The sequence below is a fragment of the Streptomyces sp. NPDC048172 genome, assembly GCF_043202595.1.
Classification (GTDB): domain Bacteria; phylum Actinomycetota; class Actinomycetes; order Streptomycetales; family Streptomycetaceae; genus Streptomyces.
Window position 1 is genome coordinate 301,269 of the sequence record NZ_JBIDAT010000007.1, and the last position, 26,098, is coordinate 327,366.

The 26,098-nt window shown below is 71.2% G+C and carries 20 protein-coding genes and 2 tRNA genes; 8 read left to right on the forward strand and 14 right to left on the reverse strand.

What is annotated here, in order from left to right:
* Positions 1-18: 18 nt before the first annotated feature.
* Positions 19-1,344, forward strand: a complete 1,326-nt coding sequence (locus tag ACGF3A_RS30825) for a glycosyltransferase (RefSeq protein WP_393733663.1) — start codon at positions 19-21, stop codon at positions 1,342-1,344.
* A 9-nt stretch (positions 1,345-1,353) separates the two neighbouring features.
* On the opposite strand, the gene ACGF3A_RS30830 is transcribed toward ACGF3A_RS30825, so the two are convergent.
* The gene (locus tag ACGF3A_RS30830) at positions 1,354-3,963 is read right to left on the reverse strand and encodes a valine--tRNA ligase (RefSeq protein ID WP_393733664.1); all 2,610 of its coding nucleotides are present in this window, start codon (positions 3,961-3,963) and stop codon (positions 1,354-1,356) included.
* A 213-nt stretch (positions 3,964-4,176) separates the two neighbouring features.
* Between ACGF3A_RS30830 and ACGF3A_RS30835 the strand changes: the two genes are divergently transcribed.
* The 3 genes from ACGF3A_RS30835 to ACGF3A_RS30845 all read left to right on the forward strand — a co-directional run bounded on the left by ACGF3A_RS30835 (position 4,177) and on the right by ACGF3A_RS30845 (position 7,108).
* Positions 4,177-5,175, forward strand: a complete 999-nt coding sequence (locus ACGF3A_RS30835; RefSeq protein WP_393733666.1) for a hypothetical protein — start codon at positions 4,177-4,179, stop codon at positions 5,173-5,175.
* Between the two features lie 215 nt (positions 5,176-5,390).
* Positions 5,391-6,350: a hypothetical protein gene (locus ACGF3A_RS30840; RefSeq protein ID WP_393733667.1), complete on the forward strand. Its 960-nt coding sequence runs from the start codon at positions 5,391-5,393 to the stop codon at positions 6,348-6,350.
* An 86-nt stretch (positions 6,351-6,436) separates the two neighbouring features.
* The gene (locus tag ACGF3A_RS30845; RefSeq protein ID WP_393733668.1) at positions 6,437-7,108 is read left to right on the forward strand and encodes a hypothetical protein; all 672 of its coding nucleotides are present in this window, start codon (positions 6,437-6,439) and stop codon (positions 7,106-7,108) included.
* 80 nt (positions 7,109-7,188) lie between these two features.
* Here the strand turns inward: ACGF3A_RS30845 and clpX are convergent, their stop codons facing one another.
* The 5 genes from clpX to ACGF3A_RS30870 all read right to left on the reverse strand — a co-directional run bounded on the left by clpX (position 7,189) and on the right by ACGF3A_RS30870 (position 11,980).
* Complete coding sequence (gene clpX, locus ACGF3A_RS30850) at positions 7,189-8,481, reverse strand: ATP-dependent Clp protease ATP-binding subunit ClpX (RefSeq protein ID WP_393733669.1); 1,293 nt, start codon at positions 8,479-8,481, stop codon at positions 7,189-7,191.
* 183 nt (positions 8,482-8,664) lie between these two features.
* Positions 8,665-9,324 carry an ATP-dependent Clp protease proteolytic subunit gene (locus ACGF3A_RS30855; RefSeq protein WP_393733670.1) on the reverse strand — a complete coding sequence of 220 codons (660 nt, stop codon included), beginning with the start codon at positions 9,322-9,324 and terminating at the stop codon, positions 8,665-8,667.
* Between the two features lie 56 nt (positions 9,325-9,380).
* Positions 9,381-9,986, reverse strand: a complete 606-nt coding sequence (locus ACGF3A_RS30860) for an ATP-dependent Clp protease proteolytic subunit (protein WP_393733853.1) — start codon at positions 9,984-9,986, stop codon at positions 9,381-9,383.
* A gap of 358 nt (positions 9,987-10,344) precedes the next feature.
* Positions 10,345-11,757: a trigger factor gene (tig, locus tag ACGF3A_RS30865; protein WP_393733671.1), complete on the reverse strand. Its 1,413-nt coding sequence runs from the start codon at positions 11,755-11,757 to the stop codon at positions 10,345-10,347.
* A gap of 146 nt (positions 11,758-11,903) precedes the next feature.
* Positions 11,904-11,980 (reverse strand) — tRNA-Pro (locus tag ACGF3A_RS30870).
* Positions 11,981-12,082: 102 nt separating this feature from the next.
* Between ACGF3A_RS30870 and ACGF3A_RS30875 the strand changes: the two genes are divergently transcribed.
* A tRNA-Gly gene (locus tag ACGF3A_RS30875) sits at positions 12,083-12,156 on the forward strand.
* Positions 12,157-12,212: 56 nt separating this feature from the next.
* On the opposite strand, the gene ACGF3A_RS30880 is transcribed toward ACGF3A_RS30875, so the two are convergent.
* Positions 12,213-12,407: a hypothetical protein gene (locus ACGF3A_RS30880; RefSeq protein WP_393733672.1), complete on the reverse strand. Its 195-nt coding sequence runs from the start codon at positions 12,405-12,407 to the stop codon at positions 12,213-12,215.
* 585 nt (positions 12,408-12,992) lie between these two features.
* On the opposite strand from ACGF3A_RS30880, the gene ACGF3A_RS30885 reads away from it, so the two are divergent.
* A complete protein-coding gene (locus ACGF3A_RS30885) occupies positions 12,993-14,210 on the forward strand; it encodes an acyltransferase family protein (protein ID WP_393733673.1) in 1,218 nt (405 codons plus the stop codon).
* A gap of 74 nt (positions 14,211-14,284) precedes the next feature.
* Here ACGF3A_RS30885 and mgtE read toward each other — a convergent pair whose 3' ends face one another.
* The 4 genes from mgtE to ACGF3A_RS30905 form a co-directional block, all read right to left on the reverse strand.
* Entirely contained in the window at positions 14,285-15,640 is a 1,356-nt protein-coding gene (gene mgtE / locus ACGF3A_RS30890; protein WP_393733674.1) for a magnesium transporter, read from the reverse strand.
* 260 nt (positions 15,641-15,900) lie between these two features.
* On the reverse strand, positions 15,901-18,465 hold the full coding sequence (locus ACGF3A_RS30895) for an ABC transporter permease (RefSeq protein ID WP_393733675.1): 2,565 nt from the start codon (positions 18,463-18,465) through the stop codon (positions 15,901-15,903).
* Positions 18,465-19,343: an ABC transporter ATP-binding protein gene (locus ACGF3A_RS30900; protein ID WP_393733676.1), complete on the reverse strand. Its 879-nt coding sequence runs from the start codon at positions 19,341-19,343 to the stop codon at positions 18,465-18,467. The genes ACGF3A_RS30895 and ACGF3A_RS30900 overlap by 1 nt, the downstream gene beginning before the upstream one ends.
* A gap of 203 nt (positions 19,344-19,546) precedes the next feature.
* Positions 19,547-20,704: a PP2C family protein-serine/threonine phosphatase gene (locus ACGF3A_RS30905; protein ID WP_393733677.1), complete on the reverse strand. Its 1,158-nt coding sequence runs from the start codon at positions 20,702-20,704 to the stop codon at positions 19,547-19,549.
* A 149-nt stretch (positions 20,705-20,853) separates the two neighbouring features.
* On the opposite strand from ACGF3A_RS30905, the gene ACGF3A_RS30910 reads away from it, so the two are divergent.
* Complete coding sequence (locus tag ACGF3A_RS30910; protein WP_393733678.1) at positions 20,854-22,083, forward strand: GNAT family N-acetyltransferase; 1,230 nt, start codon at positions 20,854-20,856, stop codon at positions 22,081-22,083.
* Positions 22,084-22,087: 4 nt separating this feature from the next.
* Here the strand turns inward: ACGF3A_RS30910 and ACGF3A_RS30915 are convergent, their stop codons facing one another.
* The 3 genes from ACGF3A_RS30915 to ACGF3A_RS30925 all read right to left on the reverse strand — a co-directional run bounded on the left by ACGF3A_RS30915 (position 22,088) and on the right by ACGF3A_RS30925 (position 24,310).
* Complete coding sequence (locus ACGF3A_RS30915; protein WP_393733679.1) at positions 22,088-22,897, reverse strand: Fpg/Nei family DNA glycosylase; 810 nt, start codon at positions 22,895-22,897, stop codon at positions 22,088-22,090.
* 263 nt (positions 22,898-23,160) lie between these two features.
* Positions 23,161-23,655: a ribose-5-phosphate isomerase gene (locus ACGF3A_RS30920; protein ID WP_393733680.1), complete on the reverse strand. Its 495-nt coding sequence runs from the start codon at positions 23,653-23,655 to the stop codon at positions 23,161-23,163.
* Positions 23,656-23,698: 43 nt separating this feature from the next.
* Positions 23,699-24,310: a biotin transporter BioY gene (locus ACGF3A_RS30925; RefSeq protein ID WP_393733681.1), complete on the reverse strand. Its 612-nt coding sequence runs from the start codon at positions 24,308-24,310 to the stop codon at positions 23,699-23,701.
* Positions 24,311-24,590: 280 nt separating this feature from the next.
* On the opposite strand from ACGF3A_RS30925, the gene ACGF3A_RS30930 reads away from it, so the two are divergent.
* On the forward strand, positions 24,591-26,039 hold the full coding sequence (locus tag ACGF3A_RS30930) for an amino acid permease (protein ID WP_393733682.1): 1,449 nt from the start codon (positions 24,591-24,593) through the stop codon (positions 26,037-26,039).
* Positions 26,040-26,098: the final 59 nt, after the last annotated feature.

A 26,098-nucleotide genomic window follows, 5' to 3' on the forward strand; every position in this document is an offset into this window, starting at 1 on the left:
CTTACGGAAGGAGCCCCGTTGCTCGTCGTCCTCCCCCTCCTCCTGCTGGGCGCTTTCCTGCTGCACTGGGTGAGCGTGCTGCACGCCCTCGCCCGCCGGAGGCCCTCGGCGCCGGGCGAACCGGCCGCCTTCGACTGGCACTTCTTCGTGCCGTGCCGCGACGAGGAGGCCGTCATCGGCACCACCGTCGCGCGGCTGCGCGGCAGCTTCCCCGACGCCCACGTCTGGGTGATCGACGACGACAGCGACGACCGTACGGGCGCGATCGTCGCCGCCCTCGCCGCCCGCGATTCGCGCGTACGGGTCGTGAGCCGCCGCCGTCCGCACGCCCGCCTGGGCAAGGGCGCGGCGCTCAACGCGGCGTACGGGGAGCTGAACCGGTTCCTGCCGGAGGGCACCGACCGTTCACGGGTGATCGTCTGTGTCGTGGACGCCGACGGGCAGCTCGACCCGCACGCCCTCGCCCCGGTCTCCGGCCCCTCCGGCTTCGGCGACGACGACATCGGCGGCGTCCAGGTCGACGTGCGGATGCGGAACGTGGACGAGCCGCACCCCCGCGCGCTGGGGCGGCTGCTGGTGCGGGCGCAGGACATGGAGTTCGCGATGGCCTGCTCGGGCACGCAGGCGCTGCGCTCCCGCTCGGGCGCGGCGGGCCTGGGCGGCAACGGGCAGTTCACCCGGCTCGCGGCCCTCGACCGCATCGCCGCGGCCGAGCGGCACCCCTGGCAGGGCGGCGCGCTGCTGGAGGACTACGAACTCGGCCTGCACATGCTGCTGAACGGCTACCGCACCACGCACCTCGCGGACACCCACGTCACGCAGGAGGGCCTGCCGGACCCGCGCAGGCTGCTCACCCAGCGCACCCGCTGGGCCCAGGGCAATCTCGCCTGCGCCCGCTACGCGCCGCGCGTCCTCGCCTCCCGGCACTTCTCGGGCACGGCCGTGCTGGAGGCGCTCTACACCTTCGTGCAGCCGCTCGCGCATCTGCTGGCGCTCGCGGTCGCCGCGACGGCCGCCACGCTGACGGGCCTCACCGTGAGCGCGTACGGCTGGGCCCCGGTGGGCGAACGGGCCGCCGCCGTATGGCCGTTGCTCGCGGCGCTGACGCTGGTCTCGGTGCTGCCGTTCCTGGGCTGGGGGCTGCGCTACCGGCGTACGTACGCGCCGACGCGCTCCTGGCCGACGGGACTCGGGTGGGGGCTGGTGCTGTGGCTGTACGCGTACCACCTCTTCCCGGTCTCCGTCCGCGCCCTCGCGCGCGCCGTACGGGGACGGGGTGGCTGGGCCAAGACCCGCCGCAACGCGGAGCGTTCACCGGCGGGTCCTGTCGCGCTCGACCACTGAGGGCCGGGCTCAGCCCAGCTTCTCGATCTGGCCCTTCAGCCGGTCGATGTCGGCCTCCGCCGCCGCCTTCCGGGTGCGGATCTTGTCGACGACCTGGTCGGGGGCCTTCGCGAGGAACGCCTCGTTGCCCAGCTTCGCCGTCGTCTGCTTCAGCTCCTTCTCGGCCGCCGCGAGGTCCTTCGCGAGGCGCTTGCGCTCGGCCTCGACGTCGATCGCGCCGGAGAGGTCCAGCGCGACCGTCGCGCCCACGACGGGCAGCGAGGCCGTGGCCTGGAAGCCGTCCTCGGCGGGCTGGAGGCGCAGGAGCTGGCGGATCGGCTCCTCGTGCGCCGCGAGCGGCGTCCCGTCCAGGTCGAGCCGGGCGGGGACCTTCTGGCCGGGCTGCAGGCCCTGGTCGGCGCGGAAGCGGCGGACCTCGGTGACGGCCTGCTGGACGGCGGCGAGTTCGGCCTCGGCCGCCGCGTCGCGGAAACCGGAGTCCGACGGCCAGTCGGCGACCACGACGGACTCCCCGCCCGTGAGCGTCGTCCACAGCGTCTCGGTGACGAAGGGGACGACCGGGTGCAGCAGCCGCAGCATGACGTCGAGGACCTCGCCGAGGACACGGCCCGAGACCTCCGCCGGGCGGCCGCCCGCGAAGAAGGTGGTCTTGGACAGCTCGACGTACCAGTCGAAGACCTCGTCCCAGGCGAAGTGGCGCAGGGCGTCGGAGAGCTTCGAGAACTGGTAGTCCTCGTAGAACGCGTCGACCTCGGCGACCGTGGCGTTCAGCCGGGAGAGGATCCAGCGGTCGGTGGCCGACATCTCGGAGGGGTCCGGGAGGGGGCCCTCGACCGTGGCGCCGTTCATCAGCGCGAAGCGCGTGGCGTTCCAGATCTTGTTGGCGAAGTTGCGGGACGCCTTGACCCAGTCCTCGCCGATCGGCACGTCGGTGCCGGGGTTGGCGCCGCTGGCCAGGGTGAAGCGCAGGGCGTCCGAGCCGTAGGCGTCCATCCAGTCGAGCGGGTCGACGACATTGCCGAAGGACTTCGACATCTTCTTGCCGTGCTCGTCGCGGACGAGGCCGGTGAGCTGGATGGTGTGGAAGGGGACCTCGTCCATCACGTACGTACCGAACATCATCATCCGGGCGACCCAGAAGAAGATGATGTCGTACCCCGTGACCAGGACGTCGGTCGGATAGAACTTCGCGAGGTCCGCCGTCTCGTCGGGCCAGCCGAGCGTGGAGAACGGCCACAGGCCCGAGGAGAACCAGGTGTCCAGGACGTCGGGGTCCTGGGTCCAGCCCTCGCCGGCCGGGGGCTCCTCGTCGGGGCCGACGCAGACGACCTCACCGTTCGGCCCGTACCAGACCGGGATGCGGTGGCCCCACCAGAGCTGGCGGGAGATCGTCCAGTCGTGCATGTTGTCGACCCAGTCGAAGTAGCGGGACGACATGTCGGCGGGGTGGATCTTCGTACGCCCGTCGCGGACGGCGTCGCCCGCGGCCTGGGCGAGGGGCGCGACCTTGACCCACCACTGCATGGACAGCCGCGGCTCGATGGTCGTCTTGCAGCGCGAGCAGTGCCCGACGCTGTGCTTGTACGGCCGCTTCTCCTCGCGGATCCGGCCCTGCTCGCGGAGCGCCGCGACGATCGCCGAGCGCGCCTCGAAGCGGTCCAGGCCCTCGAACGGGCCGGGCGCGGTGATCACGCCGCGCTCGTCCATGACCGTGACCATGGGCAGGTCGTGGCGGCGGCCGATCTCGAAGTCGTTGGGGTCGTGGGCCGGGGTGACCTTGACCTGGCCGGTGCCGAACTCGGGGTCGACGTGGGTGTCGGCGACGACGGGGATGGTGCGGTCGGTCAGCGGCAGCTTGATCTGCTTGCCGATCAGGTGCTGGCAGCGCGGGTCGTCCGGGTGGACGGCGATGGCGGTGTCCCCGAGCATCGTCTCGGCGCGGGTCGTCGCGACGACGACCGTGTCCTCCCCCTCGCCGTACTGGATCTGGACGAGCTCGCCGTCGTCCTCCTGGTACTCGACCTCGATGTCGGAGATCGCGGTGAGGCAGCGCGGGCACCAGTTGATGATCCGCTCGGCGCGGTAGATCAGCCCGTCGTCGAACATCTTCTTGAAGACGGTCTGGACGGCGCGCGAGAGGCCCTCGTCCATGGTGAAGCGCTCGCGGCTCCAGTCGACCCCGTCGCCGAGGCGGCGCATCTGGCCGAGGATCTTCCCGCCGTACTCGTCCTTCCACTGCCAGACGCGGCGGACGAACTCCTCGCGGCCGAGGTCCTGGCGGGACTTGCCCTCCTCGGCGAGCTGCTGCTCGACCTTGTTCTGCGTGGCGATGCCCGCGTGGTCCATGCCGGGCAGCCACAGCGCCTCGAAGCCCTGCATCCGCTTACGCCGGGTGAGGGCGTCCATCAGCGTGTGCTGGAAGGCGTGGCCGAGGTGCAGGGAGCCGGTGACGTTGGGCGGGGGGATGACGATCGTGTACGGAGTCCGCTCGCTCTTGGCGTCGGCCTCGAAATAGCCCCGCTCCACCCAGCGCTCGTACAGCTTCCCCTCTACCTCGGCCGGCGCGTACTGGGTCGGCAGATCTGCGGGGGTCTCTGGGCGCTGAGTGTTCTCGGTCACGACGGTCAGTGTACGGGCGTCAATGTCCCGGTCTCGAATCGGTTTGGGGACCGATGCGGCGCCCGCGCGCGGGATCAGTCAGGATGTACCGAGCGTATTCACGTATGCGAGATGGCATACGTTCACGGAGGGAATCGCCGCGTCACGGAACTCCCCGCCCGCACGGGCGGAGAGGTGCGGTCCGGGAGCGGGGTGTCCGAGCAAGGAGTTCTGATGAGCAACGACCAGCCCGGTCCGTACGGGCAGCAGCCCCAGCAGCCGGGGCCCTACGGACAGCAGCCCGGCCCCTACGGCCAGCAGCCGGGACCGTACGGCCAGCAGCCTGGCGGCCCGAACCCCTATGCCGGAGCGCAGGGCGACCAGGGACAGCAGGGCGGGTACGGCTACCCGCAGCAGGGCGGCCAGCCCGGCCAGCCCGGTCCCTACGGCCAGCAGTCCGGTCCGTACGGCCAGCCCGGCCAGCCCGGCATGCCGATGCCCCCGCAGGGCGGCGGTGGCGGCAAGGGCAAGACGATCGGCATCATCGTCGGCGCCCTGGTGGTCGTGGGCGCCATCATCGGCGGCGTCCTCCTCTTCACCGGCGGCGACGACGACGGTGGCAAGGGCGGCAAGGGCGGCGGCTCGGTCGCGGACGACGGCAAGAAGTACAAGCTGACGACCCCGGCCACGGTCGCCGAGGAGTACAAGAAGGACAACTCCTCGGGCGCCTCCGCCTTCGGCGGCAACGACACCGACAAGCTCGCCTCGTTCGGCGTCGAGAACCCGAAGTCCGTCAACGCCGCCTACAAGTCCGGCACCGGCGAGATCGCCAAGCAGCTCCACTTCGGCGGGGCCTACGGCAAGATCGCCGACCCGGACAAGGTCGTCGACGTCGCGTTCGCGGCGCTGGCCAAGGAGGCCGTGAAGGACCCGGACACGGGCGGCGGCGGCAAGGCGCAGCTGGAGGGCTCCCCCGAGGAGGTCAACGCGCCGGGCCTGGAGGAGGGCGCGGTCCTCAAGTGCCAGAACATCAAGTTCAGCGCACCTCCCGGCAGCAGCTCGTCCATCGACAGCTTCAAGATCCCGTTCTGCATGTGGGGCGACACCAGCACGATCGGCTTCGTGATGGTGGCCGACCCGGGCGCCGTCCTCACCGGCAAGAGCATGTCGATCGACGACGCGGGCGCGACCACCGCGAAGGTCCGCTCGGATTCCCGGGTGGAAATCAAGTAACTCCGGGGTCACAGAAAAAGCACAGTTGGCAGCGCCCGGCGGGTACCCGCCGGGCGCTGTCATTTCCCCATCTAGGCGGACATGCCACCCGTGCTTCTTCACGATCTCGCACCCGGGGGGCTGCGATTTCGCTCCCCCAGGGGCGGTGCCTCGCGTGATGGGAGAGGATGTGCGGCGCGCATTCAAGCATTTGTTCACGGAGGGGAAGCGCCACCATGAGTGACAACCAGCCTGGGCCCTACGGCCAGCAGCCCGGCCCGTACGGGCAGCAGCCCCAGCAGCCGGGCCCGTACGGCCAGCAGCAGCCGCAGTACGGTGGCGCGCAGGGTCAGCCCGGTTACGGCTACCCGCAGCAGGGCCAGCAGCCCGGCGGGTACCAGCAGCAGCCCCCGCCCCAACAGCAGGGCGGCTACGGCTACCCGCAGCAGGGCCAGCCCCAGCAGCCCCAGCAGCCGTACGGTCAGCCCGGCCAGCCCGGCATGCCGATGCCCCCGCAGGGCGGCGGCAGCAGCAAGGGCAAGACGATCGGCATCATCGTCGGCGCCCTGGTGGTCGTGGGCGCCGTGATCGGCGGCATCCTGTTCTTCACCGGCGGCGACGACGACGGTGGCGGCGGCAAGGTCGCGGACGACGGCAAGAAGTACAAGTTGATAACCCCGGCCACGGTCGCGGGCAGTTACCAGAAGAGCCCGTCCGGCGGCGGCTCCGGCTTCGACTCCGAGGCCAAGAGCGACTTCGAGGAGTTCGGCGTCAAGAACCTCAAGGACGTCAACGCCGCGTACAAGTCCGGCTCCGGCATGAGCGCGAAGCAGCTCCAGTTCGCCGGCGTCTACGGCGACATCGACGACCCGGAGAAGGTCCTGGACGCCGCCTTCGGCAAGATGGCCCAGGAGGCGTCGAAGGAGGGCGGCAAGACCAAGCTCGAAGGCAGCCCGGAGAAGGTCAGCCCCGCGGGCGCCGACGACGCGGTCATGAAGTGCCAGAACGCCTCGACGGAGGCCAGTCCCGGCAAGACCGTCAAGATCCCGTTCTGCATGTGGGCCGACCACAGCACCGTCGGCACCGTCATGTCGGTGGACCTCGCCGCGGCCATGACCGGCAAGAGCGCACCGATCTCCGAGGCGGCCGAGACGACCGCCAAGGTCCGTAAGGACACCCGCGTCGAGATCAAGTAGTCGCACACCACACTCGGGACGGCGTCCGGCGGAGCTCCGCCGGACGCCGTCCTCTTCACACTGACCGGCAGAGAGGACACGTCAGCATGAGCCAGCCACACGCCGGGCCGGGAATGCCTCCGCCTCCCCCGCCCGCGCAGCCGCCCGGCGGCGGGGGCAAGGGGAAGACGATCGGCCTCGTCGTCGGCGCCCTCGTGGTCGTCGGCGCCCTCGTCGGCGGCCTCTTCGCGACCGGCGTCGTCGGCGGCGGTGACGACACCTCGTACAAGCTGACGGCCCCCAAGACGGTCGCCGGGGACTACACGCTCAAGGAGAAGCCGAAGAAGGGCAAGAGCGGCGAGGTCTTCACCAAGGACGGTCCCGGCGGCGGCAAGAAGATCCCCGGCCTCAAGGCGGACGGCGACCTCACGGCGCAGTACCGGGCGGGCACCAAGCAGCTCCAGCTCGGCGGCGCCTACGGGGAGCTGGACGACCCGAAGGCGGGCGTCGACTGGCTCGTCCAGCAGATGCAGAAGGAGTTCGCGCCGATAGGCAAGCCCACGGGCAAGCCGAAGGCGTACAGCCCCTCCGGCTTCGACGGCGACTCCCTCAAGTGCCAGGAGTTCAAGGTCGACACCCTGAGCATGAAGATCTGCGTCTGGGGCGACTCCAGCACCATCGGCGCGGTCTCCATGGCCGACATGTCCGGCGGGCTCTCGCTCGACAAGGCGGCTCAGCTGGCGGCCGACGTCCGCTCCGACGCCCGTGTGAAGGTCTGATCGCGCGCACAGGCACGTACGAGAAGGCCCCGCCCCGGTTCTCCGGGGGCGGGGCCTTCTCGTACGTTCGTACGGCCGCGCTACGCGCTCTTCTCGTGGCGCTGGTCCGACTGTTCGGTGCCGCGGGCGCGCGGGACGAGGGTCGGGTTCACGTTGGAGTGCACGGCCTCCTCCGTGATGACGACGCGCTCGACGTCCTTGCGCGACGGCACCTCGTACATCACCGACTGGAGGACCTCCTCCATGATGGCGCGCAGGCCGCGCGCGCCGGTGCCGCGGAGGATCGCCTGGTCGGCGATGGCCTCCAGCGCGGGGCGGTCGAAGTCCAGCTCCACGCCGTCGAGTTCGAACAGCCTTTGGTACTGCTTCACCAGCGCGTTACGCGGCTCCATGAGGATCTGGAGCAGGGCCTCGCGGTCGAGGTTGTGGACACTGGTGATCACGGGGAGGCGGCCGATGAACTCCGGGATCATCCCGAACTTCACCAGGTCCTCCGGCATGACCTCCTCGAACTGGTTGCTCGCCTCGATCTCGCGCTTGGAGCGGATGTCCGCGCCGAAGCCGATGCCCTTGGCCCCGGCCCGGGACTCGATGATCTTCTCCAGGCCCGCGAAGGCGCCGCCCACGATGAACAGCACGTTCGTCGTGTCGATCTGGATGAACTCCTGATGCGGGTGCTTGCGCCCGCCCTGCGGCGGCACCGAGGCCGTGGTGCCCTCCAGGATCTTGAGCAGTGCCTGCTGCACGCCCTCACCGGAGACGTCCCGCGTGATCGACGGATTCTCGCTCTTACGGGCGACCTTGTCGATCTCGTCGATGTAGATGATGCCGGTCTCGGCCTTCTTGACGTCGTAGTCGGCGGCCTGGATCAGCTTCAGGAGGATGTTCTCGACGTCCTCGCCGACGTATCCCGCCTCCGTGAGCGCCGTCGCGTCGGCGATCGCGAACGGCACGTTCAGCATCCGGGCGAGCGTCTGCGCGAGCAGCGTCTTGCCGGAGCCCGTGGGGCCGAGCAGCAGGATGTTGGACTTGGCCAGCTCGATGCCGTCGTCCCGGCCCTGGCCGGTGGCGTTCTCACCGGCCTGGACGCGCTTGTAGTGGTTGTAGACCGCGACGGAGAGAGCCTTCTTCGCGGCCTCCTGGCCCACGACGTAGCTCTCCAGGAACTCGTAGATCTCACGCGGCTTGGGCAGTTCGTCCCAGCGCACCTCGGAGGACTCCGCGAGCTCCTCCTCGATGATCTCGTTGCAGAGATCGATGCACTCGTCGCAGATGTACACACCTGGTCCCGCGATGAGCTTCTTCACCTGCTTCTGGCTCTTGCCGCAGAACGAGCACTTGAGCAGATCGCCGCCATCACCGATGCGTGCCACGAGGAGCTTCCCCTTCGCCTGGGATCCGCGGGTGGATGCGGACCGAGGTACGTGCTCTCCGACGGTACCTTGCCCGGCCGCCGGAATGGGCCCCCCTTGGACGGACCGTCTGATCCTGCCCGGTCGGTCCAAGGGGGTGCGGGAACTTGTGCGGGATCCCTGAGGGAATCCGACGGATCGCCGTCAGACTCCGACCGAGGACTTACGGGTGGTCACGATCTGGTCGATCAGCCCGTACTCCAGGGACTCCTCCGCGGTGAGGATCTTGTCGCGCTCGATGTCGGACGAGATGGTCTCCCGGTCCTTGGTCGAGTGCTTCGCGAGCATGTCCTCCAACTGGTCACGCATGCGCTGGATCTCGTTCGCCGCGATCTCCAGGTCGGAGACCTGGCCGCGGCCGGTCTCGCTGTACGGCTGGTGGATCAGGATGCGCGCGTTCGGCAGGGCCATCCGCTTGCCGGGCGTACCGGCCGCGAGCAGCACGGCCGCGGCGGACGCCGCCTGGCCCATGCAGACCGTCTGGATGTCGGGCTTCACGAACTGCATCGTGTCGTAGATGGCGGTCAGCGCGGTGAAGGAGCCGCCGGGAGAGTTGATGTAGATCGAGATGTCCCGGTCGGGGTCCATCGACTCCAGGCACAGGAGCTGCGCCATGACGTCGTTGGCCGACGCGTCGTCGATCTGCACGCCGAGGAAGATCACGCGCTCCTCGAAGAGCTTCGCGTACGGGTCGTACTCGCGCACGCCCTGCGAGGTGCGCTCGACGAAGCGCGGGATGACGTAGCGGGACTCGGCGTTCGGGCCCGTGTAGAGCCCGGAGCCGGAGGCGTTGAGGGAGGTCATCGGAAGGTTCTCCTGGAGAGGGGCTGGCTGCGGACGGCGGACGGGCTGGACGGGGCTCACGCGCCCGTACCGCCACCGCCGGGGAGCTGCGCCGCGGAGCCGTAGACCTCGTCGATCAGGCCGTACTCCTTGGCTTCCTCGGCGGAGAACCAACGGTCACGGTCGGCGTCGCGGGTCCACTGGTCGACGCTCTGACCGCTGTGCGCGGCCGACAGCTCGGACATCTTCTTCTTGGTCCGCAGCAGCTGCTCCGCGTGGATCTTGATGTCCGTGGCCGAGCCCGCGAGACCCGCGGAGGGCTGGTGGATCAGGATCTCGGCGTTCGGCAGCGCGAAGCGCTTGCCCGGGGTGCCCGCGGTGAGCAGGAACTGCCCCATCGAGGCGGCCAGGCCCATGGCGATCGTGACCACGTCGTTCTTGATGTACTGCATGGTGTCGTAGATCGCCATGCCGGCCGTGATCGAGCCGCCCGGGCTGTTGATGTAAAGGAAGATGTCCTTGTCCGGGTCGGCCGCGAGGAGCAAGAGCTGCGCGGTGATCTTGTTGGCGATCTCGTCGTCCACCGGCTGGCCGAGGAAGATGATCCGCTCATTGAGCAGCCGGTTGTAGACCTGGTCGCCGAGGCCACCACCGAAGTTGGGCTCAGCGGCGGCGGAAGGCATCGGAAGCGTCACGTGTCCACCTGCTCGTATCCGGACGGCTGCCCGGGGGCCCGCCGTCACTGGGGTCTTCGTCTACTGGGACCCTAACGCGCACGTTGCCGGAGGCCATCCCGCGATAAGACCTGTTCGCTGTGAGCGCAGGTTGCGCCTTCTCCCTAGGGGCGCGGGGAACTGCGCGCGCAACCAGGGGCCGCTCGCGGAGGCCGACGGCGTGCGCCCGGCAGACGCGTCTGCCCCGGCCGCGCCGACGCCGGGTGCGGCACCCGGCCGGTTGCTCGCGCAGTTCCCCGCGCCCCTTACAGGGCGAAGAAGACCCCCGGAACGGTGTTCCGGGGGTCTTCGTACGAGCGGAGGAAGATCAGGCGTCTTCCTTCTTGGCCTCGTCCTTGGTCTCGGCCTCGGCCTCGTCGGACTCGGTGGCGGCCTCGGCCACCTCCTCGACGGCTTCCTCGTCCTCGTCCTCGTCGTCCAGGTCGACGACCTCGCCGTTGGTGTCCTTCACGGTGGCGGACTCGACGACAGTCGCCAGCGCCTTGCCGCGGGCGACCTCGCCCACGAGCATCGGCACCTGGCCGCCCTCGACAACGGCCTGGGCGAACTGGTCGGGGCTCATGCCGGAGGACTGGGCGCGGCGCATGAGGTGCTCGGTGAGCTCCTCCTGGCTGACGTTCAGCTTCTCCTTGTTCACCAGCTCGTCGAGGACGAACTGGGTGCGGATGCCCTTCTCGGCCTGCTCCTTCAGCTCGGCCTCGAAGTCCTCCTCGGTCTTGTCCTGCATCTTCAGGTACGACGCGAGGTCCAGGCCGAGCTGGCCGAGCTGGTGGTTGACCAGGTTGTGCTTACGGGTCTCGACCTCGTCCTGGAGGAGCTTCTCCGGGACCGGGATCTCGATGAGCTCCAGGAGGGCGTCGAGCACCTTCTCCTGGGCCTGGGTCGCCTGGTCGTACTTCTTCTGCTCGGCGAGGCGCTTGCGGCTGTCCTCGCGCATCTCCTCCAGCGTGTCGAACTCGCTGGCGAGCTGGGCGAACTCGTCGTCCAGCTCCGGGAGTTCGCGGGCGGAGACGGTCTCGACGGTGACCGTGACCTCGGCCTCCTGGCCGGCCGCGGAGCCGCCCTTGAGCTCGGAGGTGAAGGTGGCGGTGCCGCCGGCCTCCAGGCCGGTGACCGCGTCGTCGATGCCGTCCAGCAGCTCGCCGGAGCCGATGGTGTAGTCGACGCCCTGGGCGACGCCGTCCTCCAGGACCTCGCCGTCGACCTTGGCCTCCAGGTCGACCTTGACGACGTCGCCCTCGGCGGCGGCGCGCTCGACGACGGAGGTGGAGGCGAAGCGCTCGCGGAGCTGCTCGACGGCCTTGTCCACGTCCTCGTCGGCGACCTCGGCGGCCTCGACCTCGACCTCGATGCCGGAGTAGTCCGGGATCTCGATCTCGGGGCGGATGTCGACCTCGGCCGTGAAGGCCAGCAGCTCGTTGTCCTTCAGTTCGGTGATGTCCACCTCGGGCTGGCCGAGCGGGTTGAGCTCGCCCTCCTCGACGGCGGACTGGTACAGCTTCGGCAGTGCGTCGTTCACGGCCTCTTCGAGGACGGCGCCGCGGCCGAAGCGCTGGTCGATCACTCGCGCAGGGATCTTGCCCTTACGGAAGCCAGGCACCGTGACCTGCTGGTTGATCTTCTTGTACGCCGCGTCGAGGCTGTCCTTGAGCTCCTCGAAGGGCACCTCGACAGTGAGCCGAACCCGGGTCGGGTTCAGGGTCTCCACGGCGCTCTTCACGGTCGGTCTCCTTGGGGCTGGCTTCTTGGGGGTTGATCTTGAGGGGCGCCCCGTATGCGGACCATCGAGCACCGTGATCAGCAGCTGCAGCAGCGCGATCACGAGAATGCGGACACGGCACAGGCACGCGCGTCTCTCATAGTACGTGGTCGGGGTGGCCGGATTCGAACCGACGACCTTCCGCTCCCAAAGCGGACGCGCTACCAAGCTGCGCCACACCCCGTCGGTGCGACACGTAGAGTACATGCCGTACGATGCAGTCCGTGCCGCTCCGGGCCTGCCGGATGTCCGTCCGACGTCCAGGCAGAGCGGGTGCGGTCGCCACGCGGGCGTAGCTCAATGGTAGAGCCCTGGTCTTCCAAACCAGCTACGCGGGTTCGATTCCCGTCGCCCGCTCCACCCCTCCGGACGGAGGGAAGGCCCGGCCCCCTCGGGGGGCCGGGCCTTCGTCGTGCTCAGAAGTTGATCGAGTTGATCGAGTCCGCGAGCGAGCTGAGGAAGCGGTTGATCGACGGGGCCATGCCCGTGGAGGCGAGGAAGAAGCCGAAGAGCACGGCGACGACCGCGGGACCTCCCTTGATGGAGCCGTTCCGGATCAACATGACCAGGATGACTGCCAACAGCAGCACTACGGACAGTGAAATGGCCACAACTGCTCACACCCTCGTGGTCGGAACGCCTCACCCGCCCAGGGGGTCTGCCAGCGCTGCCACACCCCCGCGCCCGTCCATCGTGCCACCAACTTCCGCCCGGGTGGACCCGGGTGACGCATCATCGGGGGAAGCTCAGGGGCGATGACGACGGAGAGTGGCGACCGGGCCCGCGCGGCGCGGGTGCCTCCCCCGGGCGGGCACCGGGCGCCGGGGGCGTCCGTATAGACTCGCCGTTGGGTATACGTCCCTCATTCGGCCAGAAATTCGGCCTGATCAATGCGCCATACAGCAGGCGTGCACGTGGTGCATTACTTTCGGCACCCGGTGCCGCGAGCGGAAGTGAATTCCCGGAAGTGAACCGGGATTTGTGGCCTCGGTCACATGCGTCACAGACTTCCGCCAATGGGGCATTCCTCAGGCGTCCCACGCGGCACATATGCCCCCTTTAACCAGGACATACCGCTTGAAATCGAACATTCCTCGCAAGGAAAGCCAACTCCCTTCCGCCACGCGGGGAATAGGAAGCGGAGTACAGGGAAGACGTGCGGCGGCAGGAATTTACGACCCCCAGGTTTAGCCGCTATGGTGCGGCAGATGTTGCACGCTGGTTATGAGCGGGCGCCGCTCCCCCCGGTCCGCCAGGAGCCCCCCACCTCCGACACACCGCCTGTGGCGCAGAAGCCGCCAGCCCAGGCGGAGAAGAAGCCAGTAGCCAAGAAGCGTGACCCCTTCTTCGACAACGCGAAGTACCTCACCATCGTGCTCGTCGGCATCGGGCACGCCTGGGACCCGCTGCGCGACGACAGCCGCACGGCCGAGGCGCTCTACTTCGTGATGTACACGTTCCACATGCCGGCGTTCATCATCATCTCCGGCTATCTGTCCCGGAGTTTCGAGGGCAAGCCGAACCAGGTCAAACGTCTGATCACCGGCGTGGTCGTCCCCTACCTCGCCATCCAGTTCGGCTACACGTACTTCATGCGCTGGGCCAACGACGACCCCGACCGGGAGTTCCACTTCCAGGAGCCCGGGTTCGCGCTCTGGTTCCTGGTGGCCCTCTTCCTGTGGCGCCTCACCACCCCCATCTGGAAGAGCCTGCGCTGGCCGATGCCGGTCGCGCTGGGGGTCGCGGTCGCCGCGAGCGTCACGCCGTCCATCGGCGGCGACCTCAACCTGATGCGCGTCGCGCAGTTCCTCCCCTTCTTCGTGCTCGGGCTCCAGCTCCGTCCCCACCACTTCCAGCTCGTCAAGCGGAAGCAGATGCGGTACATCGCGGTGCCGGTCACGCTGCTCACCTGTGTCTTCGCCTACTGGGCCGTGCCCAGGATGTCCAAGGCCTGGTTCCTGCACGACAAGGCGGCCGCCGACATGGGCGTCCCGTCCTGGGTCGGCGCGGTGATGTACCTGGCGATCTTCGGCTGCGGCCTGGTGATGACCGCGTGCTTCCTCTCCTGGGTGCCGCGCCGCCACATGTGGTTCACGGCGCTGGGCGCCGGGACGCTCTACGCGTACCTGCTGCACATCTTCTTCATCCAGGGCTCGCGCCAGTTCGACTGGTACGAGATGGACTGGGTCGACCACCCGCTGAGCCGGGTCGCGATCACCGTGCTCGCCGGGACCATGATGACCGTGCTGTGCACGCCGTGGATCACCAGGCTCTTCCGGTTCGTCATCGAGCCGAAGATGGAGTGGTTCTTCAAGCGGGACGCCGCCGCGATGGCCCGCCAGCGCGAGTCCGTGCCCTCCCAGAGCCAGGGCGGCACCGGACGGCGGCCCGGCTCGCACCGCCGCCCCAAGTGACCGGATGAGCGTGCGGCACGGAAGCTGACGGAAGCTGTGAGCGGGCTGCGAGCCCCGGGGGACTCACAGCCCGCTCACAGCCCGAGCACCATGCGGGCGACCATGAAGTAGATGACCAGGCCCGTCGCGTCGACCAGGGTCGTGACCATGGGGGCCGAGACCACGGCCGGGTCGATGCGCAGGCGCTTGGCGAGCAGCGGCATCGTGCCGCCCACCGTCGCCGCCCAGGCACAGATGATCACCAGCGTGACGCCGACGACCAGGGCGATGTCCGGGCCGACGAAGACCGAGCCCACCGCCAGTCCGAGCGCCGCCAGGAGCAGCCCCAGGACCAGCCCGACGCGGCACTCGCGCCAGATGACCGCGAGCAGGTCCGAGCCGCGCACCTCGCCGACCGCGAGCGCGCGTACGGCGGCCGTCGCCGCCTGCGCGCCGGTGTTGCCGCCGGTGCCGATGAGCAGCGGGATGAACATCGCGAGCTGGGTGACCTGCTCCAGCGTGCCCTCGAAGGCCTGCGTCACGCTCACCGTCAGCGTCGCCGCCAGCAGCAGGAGCAGCAGCCACACCACGCGGTAGCGGGCGAGCTGCCAGACGGAGGCGGCCATGTAGTGGCCCTCCCACGGCGCGGAGCCGGACTGGCGCGCGACGTCCTCGGTGTCCGCCGCCTCGATCACCTCGACCGCGTCGTCGATGGTCAGCAGCCCGACGAGCCGGTCCTCGCTGTCCACGACGGGCAGGTCGAGCACGTTCGTCTCGCGCATCAGCCGCGCCGCGTCCTCGGCCGGGTCCGTCGCCTGCGCGCGCGGCGCCTCGGTGACGACCAGGTCGGCGACCGTACGGTCCGGGGGACTCAGCACCAGCTCGCGCAGCTCCACGATGCCGGTGAGGCGGCGCCCGGAGTCGACGACCGGGAGCGTGTAGACGGTCTCGGCGTCGGCGCCCCGCGCCCGTACGCGCGCGAGGGCCTGCTCGACGGTGAGGTGCTGGTTCAGCGGGACCGTCTCGGGCGTCATGTAGCGGCCGACGGAGCCCTCGGGGTAGCCGAGCAGCGCCGCGGTGAGGCGGCGCTCGCGGGCGCTGAGGCCCGCGAGCACGCGCTGGGCGATCTTCGCGGGGGCCTCGCGCAGCATGCGGACGCGGTCGTCGGGGTCCATGCCCTCGACGACCTCGTGGAACGCGGTGTCGCGCAGGCCCATCAGGATGGCCTGCTGGTCGACGGGTTCCAGCTCCTCGAAGACGGTGATCGCCTGGTCCTTGGCCAGCAGCCGGAAGGCGATCACGGCGTCGACGTTGTCCATGCGGGCCAGCTCGTCCGCGATCAGGTGCGGCGGGCTGCCGTCCAGCCAGCGCTGGGCGCCGGTCAGGTCGTGGTTCTCCAGGGCGTCCTGCAGGCCGGTGGGCAGCTCGTCGGGCAGCTGGGCTTGCGTCATGGCAGGGGTCCTCGTCAGACGGTGGGGAGGGATCGCTCACACGCACGAGTACGCACGCGCCGTCACCCACCGGTGAGGTGTCCGCCTACGGGGAAGGGGCTACGGCGTCCGCGTACCGGGGTGGTCGACTAGGAGGCTCACTGCGCATCGCGGACCACCTCCCTCTTCTCGCCGTCGCCGGTGCGACAAACCGCGGGCCAGGATACCGGGTTCCCCTTTCACGGCTGTTTCACCCCTTCCGCTCAGCGGGTTCAGCGGGTTCAGCGGGTCCGGGCCACCGCGCGCAGGGCGTTGCGGGCCGGGAGCGTGGTGGAGAGGAGGGCGAGGGCGAGGACCGACCCGGCGAAGGCGGCGTAGAGCGCCGGAGGGACGTACGGGTCCGCGTCGAAGAGGCCGTCGATCATGGGCACGAGCGTGGCGAGGGAGATCGCCGTGCCCAGCCCGATGCCCGAGATCGCGACCAGGACGGCCTCCCAGTGCACCATGCGGAGCACCTGGCGGCGGGTGGAGCCGATGAGGCGCAGCGTGCCCAGTTCGCGGCGGCGCTCGGCGATCGTCATCACGAGGGTGTTCGCGGCCGCGACCGCGGCGAAGCCCGCGAGGACGGCGGCCATGGTCATGTTGCCCCAGGCGTTGACCGCGCGGTCCCTGTCCAGGGCCTGCGCGTAGCTGTCGCGGTCGGCGACGTCGCCCAGCGGCGCGAGGGACCGCGCCACCTCAGCGCCGTCCGCGCCGGGCGCCTCGCGGACCAGCACCTCGCTGTCGTACTCCGAGTCCGCATGGGACGCCAGGGTGGCGCGGGGCAGGGTGACCGCCGGGAGGCCCGTACCGCGGGCGTAGACGGCGGCGAGCCTGGGGCGGGTCTCGGTGCCGTCCGGAAGGGTGAGGCGGACGCGGTCGCCGGGGTGGGCGCCCGCGCCCTTGGCGAGGAGCCGGTCGAGCGCGACGGTGCCCGCGCGCAGCCCGTCGAGGGAGCCCTCGCGCACGTCGAGGTCCTGGACGCGCGCGAGCGCGCGGCCGGTGCCGCCGACGCCCTGGGTCTCGGCGGACTGGAGGAGCGGCTCCCCGCCGGAGCGGACCTTGACCAGGACCTGGGTGCGCAGGACGCCGACCGCCTCGGAGACGCCGGGCGCCTCGGCGGCGCGGGCCGCTGCGGTCGTGGGCAGGCCGGTGTCGCCGCCGCTGACGATGTGGTCGGCGCGCATCCCCGCGCGCTGCTGGACCTCGGTCTCCCTGTCCTGGCTGGTCTGCAGGAAGACCAGCGTGGAGCAGAAGGCCATGGCGAGCACGACGGGCGTGACGGCGGAGGCCAGTCGGCGGGCGTGGGCCCAGGAGTTGGCCGCTGCCAGCTCCGTGGAGGCCGATCCGGCGCGCAGCGGAAGGCCGAGGAGCCAGGAGCAGGCCTTGGCGAGGTACTGCCCGAGCAGCGCGACGGCGAGCATCAGGCACATCACGACGCCGAGGGCGAGGTTCGCGGCGTCCTCGCCGCCCTCGGTCGCGGCGAGGCGGGCCAGCAGGAGGCCGCCGACCAGGGCGGCCACGCCGAGGAGCGTACGGACGACGCCGGGCCGGAAGCGTTCGACGGCGGACTCGGCGAGCGCCTGGCCCGGCTTGATCTTCGAGGGGCGGCGCGCGGCCATGTACCCGGCGAGCAGCGCGGTGCCGACGACGGTCCCGGCCGCGCTCCAGACGGGGATCGCGGACGTATGGAGCTCGACGCCCTCGGGGACGGCGCCGCGCGAGCGCAGTTCGCCGAACCACCAGCGGGCGAGGGCCAGTCCTGGCAGGCAGCCGAGGAGCCCGGCGAGGGGCGCGACGAACAGCGCCTCGGTGGCGATCGAGCGGCGGATCTGGCGCGGCGTCGCGCCGATCGCGCGGAGCAGCGCGAACTCGCGGCGGCGCTGCGCGACGGAGAGCGCGACGGTGCCGGAGGCGGTGAAGACGGCGGTCAGCGCGGCGATGCCGCCGAAGGAGAAGCCGAGGCCCTCCAGGGCCTCCTTCGCGTAGCCGACGTCGGAGCCCTCGGCCTCGCCTCGCCCGTCGCCGGTACGGACCGAGGCGCCGCTGGACGCGGTGGCCTTGTCGAACGCCTTGTCGTCCTTCAGGGCCCGTGCGACGGCCCCCGCCGAGGCGCCGCGCTCGGGGAGCACGGCGAGCGCGTCGGCCTTGCCGGGGTGCCCGGCCAGCGCCATCGCCCGCCGGTCGGTGAACCAGACTGCGGGCCCCTGCCCTGCCCCGCTCCCGCTGCCCTTGGCGGCGGCGATCCCGGAGACGCGGACCTTCCGGTCGCCGTGCGGGGTGGTGAGGGCGATCCGGTCGCCGGGCCGGGCGCGCAGCCGCTCGGCGGTCGCCGCGTCCACGACGGCCTCGTCGGCCGTACGGGGCGCGGAGCCGCTGGTGAGCCGGGCGCCGGTGAAGGCGTGGGAGCCCCAGCCGTGCGCGGTCAGAGTGGTGTCGCCGTGGCGCAGCGCGAAGGTGACGTCGGGCACGGCGCGGGCGACGCCGTCCACGGCCCGGGCCGCGCGCACGGCGGGCCCGGCGTCGAGGCGGGCGGTGCCGGGCAGCATGACGCCCTCGTCGGCACGGTCCTCGCCCTTGCCGGTGATCAGATGCGCCTTCTGGTCGGCGGTGGCGACGACGGGCGCCTCCGCGTACCGCTCGGGCGGCACGGAGGCACGGACGCCGGACTCGGCGAGGAAGCCGCAGGCCGAGATGATCATCGAGGCCATGAGGAGCGCGACGAAGGTGCCCGCGAAGGAGGCGGGCTTGAAGCGGACGGCCGCGCGGGCGAGGCCGTTGGGGACGAACGAGCGGGGATTCGGCATCAGGCGGCGACCCGGTCCGTGGTGTGCGGGGTCCCCGCGGGGGCCCCGGCGGCGGCGCGCGGCGCGGTCAGCGCCGTCATGCGGGCGGCGATCCGCTCGGCGGCGGCCGGGGTGCCGTGGCCGCCCTCGCGCTCCAGGCTGTCCGCGAGGACGCCGTCGGCGAGGAAGAGCACGCGGTCGGCCCAGGCCGCGGCGGCCGGGTCGTGGGTGACCATGACGACGGTGGCCCGGAGGTGGTCCACGGCGTGCCGGAGCAGGCCCAGCACCTCGGCGGCCGTGGTCGTGTCGAGGGCGCCGGTCGGCTCGTCCGCGAAGATCACGTCGGGCGCGGTGACGAGCGCGCGGGCGAGCGCGACGCGCTGCTGCTGGCCGCCGGACATCTCCCCGGGACGGCGCCTGGTGTACTCCCCCAGCCCGACCTGGCCCAGCACCTCGGCCGCGCGCCGCCGGTCGGGACGGCGCCCGGCGAGCCGCAGGGGCAGCAGCACGTTCTGCTCGACAGTGAGCGAGGGCAGCAGGTTGAAGTGCTGGAAGACGAAGCCGAGGCGGGTGCGGCGCAGCGCGGTGAGCTTGTTCTCGCTGAGCGAGGTGATCTCGGTGCCCCCGAGCCGTACGACGCCGCTGGTGGGCCGGTCGAGCCCGGCGGCGCACTGCAGGAACGTCGACTTGCCGGATCCCGAGGGGCCCATGACGGCGGTGAAGCTGCCGTGCGGGAGGGCGAGGTCGATGCCGCGCACGGCGTGCACGGTGCCGCGCGCGCGGCCGTAGCGGCGTGTGACGCCCCGCAGTTCCACGGCGCACGGCGGCTGCGCGTACGCCTGCGCGTGCGCCGCGCTCCCGGCGCCGTCCGTGGTCTCGCGCTTCGAACGCAGCCGCATGGGTGAGTCCGCCTCTCCTGTACCGGCCGTGTGGAGCCGGTGGCCCGTGGTCCGTGGTCCGTGGTCCGTGGTCCGTGAACCGTGATTCGTTGACGTTCACGAACGTACGGAGCGGGGGGCGGTACGGACCATGGCGGCTGCTGCCGGATCCGGGGTGGGGTAAACCCCCGGTCACCCGCTCGGTCGCGACCTCGGTCGCGGCCTCAGTCGCGGCAGATGAGGAGCAGCGCCCGGTCGTCGTTGACGTCGCGCGCGACGGACTCGATCAAGTGCCAGGCGGCGCCGTGGAAGCTGGAGGCGACGTAGCGGTCGGCCTCTCCGGTGAGCCGGTCCATGCCCTCGGTGAGGTCCCGTTCGGCCGTCTCGACCAGCCCGTCGGTGAAGAGCATCAGGACGTCGCCGCGGCGCAGCGTGCCCTTGGCGGGGTCGAACTGCGCCCCGTCGTAGACCCCGAGGAGCGGGCCCTCGGCGGCCTTCTCCTCCCATTTCCCGCTGCCCGCGTTGAGCTGCATCGCGGGCACATGGCCCGCGGACAGCAGCTCGTAGTCGCCGCTGTCGAGGTCCAGGACGAGGTGGACGGAGGTCGCGAAGCCCTCCTCCCAGGACTGGCGCAGCAGATAGCCGTTGGCGGCGGGGAGGAAGGCGTGCGGGGGCAGCGAGCCGAGCAGCCCGCCGAAGGCGCCGGAGAGCAGCAGGGCGCGCGAGGCCGCGTCCATGCCCTTGCCCGAGACGTCGGTGAGGACGACCTCCAGGGTGCGATTGCCCGGCCCGGTGCGCGCCGCGACGACGAAGTCGCCCGAAAACGACTGTCCGCCCGCGGGCCGCAGCGCCATCTCCCGGTGCCAGCCGGCGGGCAGCTTGGGCAGCTTGCTCTGGACGCGGATGCGCTCGCGCAGGTCGAAGAGCATGGTGCCGCCGCGCCGCCAGGGCACCCCGACGCGGCTGCGGAACTGGGCGACGAGCAGCCCGGAGAGCCCGGCCGCCGCGACGACCAGGATGGTGCCTGGAGTGACACGCGCGGCCCCGTCCTCGTACGGGCCGAGCAGCACGGACTCGACCATCAGCGCGATGGCGGCGGCCGCATAGAGCGCGAGCAGGCTGGCGGGCCGCAGCAGCAGCCCGCCCGCGATGATCGGCAGGACCAGTGCCTCCGGCGCGCACCACAGCGGGGTGAGCACGGTGGCGCAGGTCAGCGCCGGGATGGTGAGCAGCAGTCCGGCGAAGGCGACCCAGTCGGAGGCGCCGCCGCGGAAGTAGTCGACGGCGGACCGGCGCAGGTTTGTACGGACCCGGTGCAGCGCCTTGTGCGCGTGATGCAACCGGGCCGTCAGGGGTGAGGGTCCCGCGCGGCGTTCCGCCATGCCCCGGGACCTTATCCACCCGTTCGGTGGCGCGTCGATTCCCGGCACGCCGTCCGGCCACGGCGGGCCGTGCAGACGCACGTGCAGACGCTCAGGCGTAGCCGGAAATACGTTCGCCGGGCCACGATTGCGCTGGTAGGCATGGATGTATGACAACCGAACTCCGGACGCTCCGCCCCGCCGAGTGGGACGGCTGGTACGACAATTTGCTGAGGACGTTCAGCGTCGCCGAGTCCGCCGAGGAGCGGGACGTGTACCGCGAGTTGACGGAAGCCGACCGCGGGCTCGGGGTCTGGGACGGGGACCAGGCCGTCGCGACGGCCGGGGCGTTCTCGTTCCGGATGACGGTCCCGGGCGGGGCCGCGGTGCCGACGGCGGGCGTCACGATGGTGAGCGTGTCCCCCACGCACCGGCGGCGCGGGCTCCTGCGCTCCCTCATGCGGCGGCAGTTGGACGACGTCCGCGAGCGCGGCGAGCCGCTGGCGACGCTCACCGCCTCCGAGCCGGAGATCTACGGCCGGTTCGGCTACGGGCTGGCGTCGCGCGAGCTGGCCGCCACCGTCGACCTCGGCAGGGTCTCGCTGGACGTCCCGGAGGGCGCGGACGACGTCCGGCTGCGCCTCACGCACGACCCGGCGTCGGTGAGCGAGGCGTGCGAGGAGCTGTACGGACGCCTGGTCCCCCGCCGCCCGGGGATGCTCGAACGGCTGCCCGGCTGGGAGCGGTTGACGTACCTCGACCCCGAGGCCAAGCGCGAGGGCGCCAGCCCCCTGCGCTGCGTGACGGCCGAGCGGAACGGCGAACTGGTGGGGTACGCGCGCTACGCGGTCAAGCCCGCCTGGGACGAGTACGAGCTGCCGCGGGCCACCGTGGTGCTGCGCGACCTGGACGCCGTGGACCCGGCGGCGCACGGCGCGCTGTGGCGCTATGTCTTCACCCTCGACCTCGCCTCGACGCTGAGCATGACGGGCCGCCCGCTCGACGACCCGTGGCTGCACATGGTGAGCAACCTCCGCCGGTGCGCGCCGCACTGGAACGACGGGCTGTACGTGCGGCTCGTCGACGTGGGCGCGGCCCTGGCGGCACGGACGTACGCGGTGCCGGTGGACGTCGTGTTCGAGGTGGAGGACGCCTTCTGCCCGTGGAACACGGGGCGTTGGCGGCTCTCGGGCGACGCGAAGGGCGCGCAGTGCGCGCCGACGCGGGACGCGGCGGACCTCACGCTGAACGTACGGGAACTGGGCGCGGTCTTCCTGGGCGGCATCCCGCTGAGCGCGCTGGCGGGGGCCGGACGGGTGCGCGGGAGCGAGGGCGCCCTGCGGGAGGCGTCGACGGCGTTCCGCGGCGATGTGGAGCCGTGGCTGCCGCACGGCTTCTGAAGAGTTAGCGGCGCTGGCAGCTCGGGCACCAGAAGAGGTTGCGGGCGGCGAGCTCCGCCGTCCGCACCTCGGTGCCGCACAGGTGGCACGGCTGGTGCGCGCGCCGGTAGACGTACACCTCGCCGCCGTGGTCGTCCACGCGCGGCGGGCGGCCCATGGCCTCGGGCGTGTGCTCGGGCCGTACGGTGTCGATCCGCCCGGTGCGTACGCCCTCGCGCATCAGGGTCGCGAGGTCGGACCAGATCGCGTCCCATTCGGCGCGGGTCAGATCGCGGCCCGCGCGGTACGGGTCGATGCCGTGCCGGAAGAGGACCTCGGCGCGGTAGACGTTGCCGACCCCGGCGACGATCTTCTGGTCCATCAGCAGCGCGGCGACGGTCGTCCGGCTGCGGGAGATGCGTGCCCAGGCGGCCTCGGGGTCGGAGGCGGGACGCAGCGGGTCGGGCCCGAGTCGGTCGTGGACGGCGTCCTTCTCGCCCTCGGTGATCAGCTCGCAGCGGGTGGGGCCGCGCAGGTCCGCGTGGTCCTCCGGCGTCGCGAGCCGCAGCCGCACCTGGCCCACGGGGGCCGGGGCCGGTCCCGTACCGAAGCGGAACGTGCCGTAGAGGCCGAGGTGGATGTGGACCCAGCCGGCGGGTCCGAAGCCGAGGAAAAGGTGCTTGCCGTGAGCCTCCGTGCCGGTCATTTTTTGGCCGTCGAGGAGTGCGGCCCCGTCGGCGAACTTGCCCTGCGGGCTGCTCGCCCGGACCCTGCGGCCCTCGAACCGCGCCCGGCACTCGCCAGCGAGCCTGTGCAGAGTGTGACCCTCGGGCACCTTCACTCCTCCTCTTACGTGCAGCTACCCGGCATGGGGGCTGCGCTTGCCAGCCCTGCGCCTTCGCGCAGACCTCCCAAGCACAGAAGGGAGGAGCAGACGCACCCTCTCCTCAAGCGGGCGCCGCGCAGCGGGCGCCGCGCAGCGGGCGCCGCGCAGCGGGCGCCGCGCCCCTGAAGCAGCCCCGGAGGGGCGCTTCAGGGGCGCGGGGAACTGCGCGGCCAGCCACAACGTGCCCGCGCCCGGCGATGGCGCTCCGGGGGCTAGGCCTGGTCCGGGCTCGGGTGGTGGGCCGGGATCGGCGGGAGGTCCCGCGTCTCCTCGTAGTCGGACAGCATCCGGATGCGACGGATGTGACGGTCGCCCTCAGAGAACGGCGTCCGCAAAAACGTGTCGACGAACTTCACCGCCTCCTCCGTGGTGTGCATCCGCGCCCCCACGCTGACGACGTTGGCGTCATTGTGCTCGCGCGCCAGCGCGGCCGTCTCCTCGCTCCAGGCGAGGGCGCAGCGGACGCCCTTCACCTTGTTCGCGGCCATCTGCTCACCGTTGCCGGAGCCGCCGATGACGATGCCGAGGGCCCCCTCGTCCGCCGCCGTGCGCTCGGCGGCGCGGAGGCAGAAGGGGGGGTAGTCGTCGTCGGCGTCATAGATGTGGGGGCCGCAGTCCACGGGCTCGTGGCCCGCCTCCCGCAGCCACTCGACGAGGTGGTTCTTGAGTTCGTAACCGGCATGATCGGAGCCGAGGTACACGCGCATACCGGGGAGTCTATGACGCCCCCAACACAACCCCGGCCCCGGCTCAGTCGCGGCGGCCGGCCAGCTTCCAGGCGGCGGGCAGCGCGCCCATGGCCAGCGCGGCCTTCAGCGCGTCGCCGACGAGGAAGGGGACGAGCCCGGCGGCCACGGCCTCGCTGAGCGACATGCCGGTCGCCAGCGCGAGGTAGGGGACGCCGATGGCGTAGGTGACGGCCATTCCGGCGGCCATGGTCCCCGCCGTACGCAGCGCGCCGCGGTCGCCGCCACGACGGGCGAGTGCACCGACGACGGTGGCGGCGAGCAGCATGCCCAGCACGTAGCCGAACGAGGGCATGCCCACGCCGGAGGTGCCCTCGGCGAACCAGGGCATGCCCGCCATGCCCGCGAGCGCGTAGAGCGCCAGGGAGAGGAAGCCGCGGCGGGCGCCGAGGCCGACGCCGACGAGGAGCGCGGCGAAGGTCTGCCCGGTGACGGGCACGGGCGAGCCGGGGACGGGCACCGAGATCTGCGCCGCGAGGCCGGTGAGGGCCGCGCCGCCGACGACGAGAGCTATCTCACGCCCGCGGGCGCGGGCCGCGGTGCTCGTCGCGGGCAGCAGATCGGCGAGCACGGCTCCGGGTCGGGGTGTTACGGCGGCGGATGTGAGGGCACTCATCAGGGCGTCTCCGTCCATGGGCGGTCGTAGGCGGTCGTTCGGACCGTTCGACGCTAGCCGAAGCCGGGCGGGGTACGGCCGTGAGCTTGGTGACAAAATCGGCGCCCGGACCTTGAGGGAAGCCATAATTCCGGCTGTGCCGGGTGAGCGTGGAGCCGCGATCATGTCCGTATCCCGGAATGCGGTGCACGATTATTGAAGTCCTGGGAGCGGCTGCCGAGACTGATGCGAGCACAACAACATCACGTCCCCGCACCGACCCCTCAGAAACGGCTCCCTCATGACGCGTACCGAGTCCTCCCACGCGCCGTCGGCGCAGGACTCCGAATCCCCGGGCGACCCCGCACAGCGGACGCTCTCGCACGGCCTCAAGCAACGCCATCTGTCCATGATCGCCCTGGGCGGAGTGATCGGGGCCGGGCTCTTCGTGGGCTCCGGCGCCGGGATCGCCGCCGCGGGACCGTCCATCGTGCTCGCCTACGCGGCCTCCGGGCTGCTGGTGATGCTCGTGATGCGGATGCTCGGCGAGATGTCGGCGGCGCGTCCGGCCTCGGGCTCGTTCTCCGTGCACGCGGAGCGGGCGCTCGGCCCGTGGGCCGGGTTCACGGCCGGGTGGATCTACTGGACGCTGCTGTGCGTCGCGATCGCGACCGAGGCGACGGCCGCCGCGAAGATCATGACCGGCTGGCTGCCGGACACCTCGTCGTGGATGTGGGTCGCGCTGTTCATGGTGGTCTTCTGCGCCACGAACCTCGCCTCCGTGCGCAACTTCGGCGAGTACGAGTTCTGGTTCGCCACCCTCAAGGTCGTCGCGATCGTCGCCTTCCTGGTGCTCGGCATACTCGCGATCGCGGGGGCCCTGCCGGGCACGGACGCGCCGGGCTCCGCGAACCTGACGGGCGAGGGCGGCTTCTTCCCCGCCGGTACGGACGGGCTGATCGTCGGACTCCTCGCCTCCGTCTTCGCCTTCGGCGGCCTGGAGACGGTCACCATCGCGGCCGCCGAGTCCGAGAAGCCGGTCTCCGGCGTCGCGAAGGCGGTCCGTACGGCGGTCTGGCGCATCGCGATCTTCTACGTCGGCTCGATGCTGGTGATCGTCACGCTGATCCCCTGGGACGACAAGTCGGTGCTGGACGGCCCGTACGCGGCGGTGCTCGACTACATCGGCATCCCCGCCGCGGCGCAGATCATGAACGTCGTGGTGCTGATCGCCCTGCTCTCCGCGATGAACGCGAACATCTACGGCGCCTCGCGCATGTCGTACTCCCTCGTCGAGCGGGGCGAGGGTCCGGCCTTCCTCAACCGGCTGAGCGGCGCGGGCGTGCCCCGGTACGCGGTGATCGCCTCCTCCTTCTTCGGCTTCGTCGCCGTGCTGCTGAACTTCCTGTGGGAGGAGACGGTCTTCCGGTGGCTGCTGAACATGGTGGGCGCCGCCACGCTCGTGGTGTGGGGCTTCATCGCGGTCTCGCAGCTCATCACGCGGCGTCAGCTGGAGCGTGAGGCGCCGGAGAAGCTCGTGGTGCGCATGTGGCTCTTCCCGGGGCTGACGATCGTGGCGCTGGCGGGCATCGCCGCCGTGCTGCTGCTGATGCTGCGCGAGGGCGACACCCGTACGCAGCTCGCGTTCACGGCCGGGCTGACGGTGGTGCTGGCCGTCGCCGGGTACCTCCGGCAGCGCGCCAAGCAGGGCACGGAGGAGAGCTCGGAGGAGCGTTCGGCACAGAGCTGACCTGGCGTCACCGGGCCCCGCGGCCTAGGACGAATGGACGAGCGGAGCAGTCCCCCTCC

Coding starts and splice junctions, on each gene's coding strand:
- ACGF3A_RS30835 (WP_393733666.1), top strand. CDS start 4,177: ATGAGCAACGACCAGCCCGGTCCGTACGGGCAGCAGCCCCAGCAGCCG.
- ACGF3A_RS30840 (WP_393733667.1), top strand. CDS start 5,391: ATGAGTGACAACCAGCCTGGGCCCTACGGCCAGCAGCCCGGCCCGTAC.
- ACGF3A_RS30845 (WP_393733668.1), top strand. CDS start 6,437: ATGAGCCAGCCACACGCCGGGCCGGGAATGCCTCCGCCTCCCCCGCCC.
- ACGF3A_RS30855 (WP_393733670.1), bottom strand. CDS start 9,324: ATGACCTCCCTCAACGCCTCCGGCTCCGGGCTCTACACGGGCCCGAAC.
- ACGF3A_RS30860 (WP_393733853.1), bottom strand. CDS start 9,986: ATGCCTTCCGCCGCCGCTGAGCCCAACTTCGGTGGTGGCCTCGGCGAC.
- ACGF3A_RS30885 (WP_393733673.1), top strand. CDS start 12,993: ATGGTGCGGCAGATGTTGCACGCTGGTTATGAGCGGGCGCCGCTCCCC.
- mgtE (WP_393733674.1), bottom strand. CDS start 15,640: ATGACGCAAGCCCAGCTGCCCGACGAGCTGCCCACCGGCCTGCAGGAC.
- ACGF3A_RS30895 (WP_393733675.1), bottom strand. CDS start 18,465: ATGCCGAATCCCCGCTCGTTCGTCCCCAACGGCCTCGCCCGCGCGGCC.
- ACGF3A_RS30900 (WP_393733676.1), bottom strand. CDS start 19,343: ATGCGGCTGCGTTCGAAGCGCGAGACCACGGACGGCGCCGGGAGCGCG.
- ACGF3A_RS30905 (WP_393733677.1), bottom strand. CDS start 20,704: ATGGCGGAACGCCGCGCGGGACCCTCACCCCTGACGGCCCGGTTGCAT.
- ACGF3A_RS30910 (WP_393733678.1), top strand. CDS start 20,854: ATGACAACCGAACTCCGGACGCTCCGCCCCGCCGAGTGGGACGGCTGG.
- ACGF3A_RS30920 (WP_393733680.1), bottom strand. CDS start 23,655: ATGCGCGTGTACCTCGGCTCCGATCATGCCGGTTACGAACTCAAGAAC.
- ACGF3A_RS30925 (WP_393733681.1), bottom strand. CDS start 24,310: ATGAGTGCCCTCACATCCGCCGCCGTAACACCCCGACCCGGAGCCGTG.
- ACGF3A_RS30930 (WP_393733682.1), top strand. CDS start 24,591: ATGACGCGTACCGAGTCCTCCCACGCGCCGTCGGCGCAGGACTCCGAA.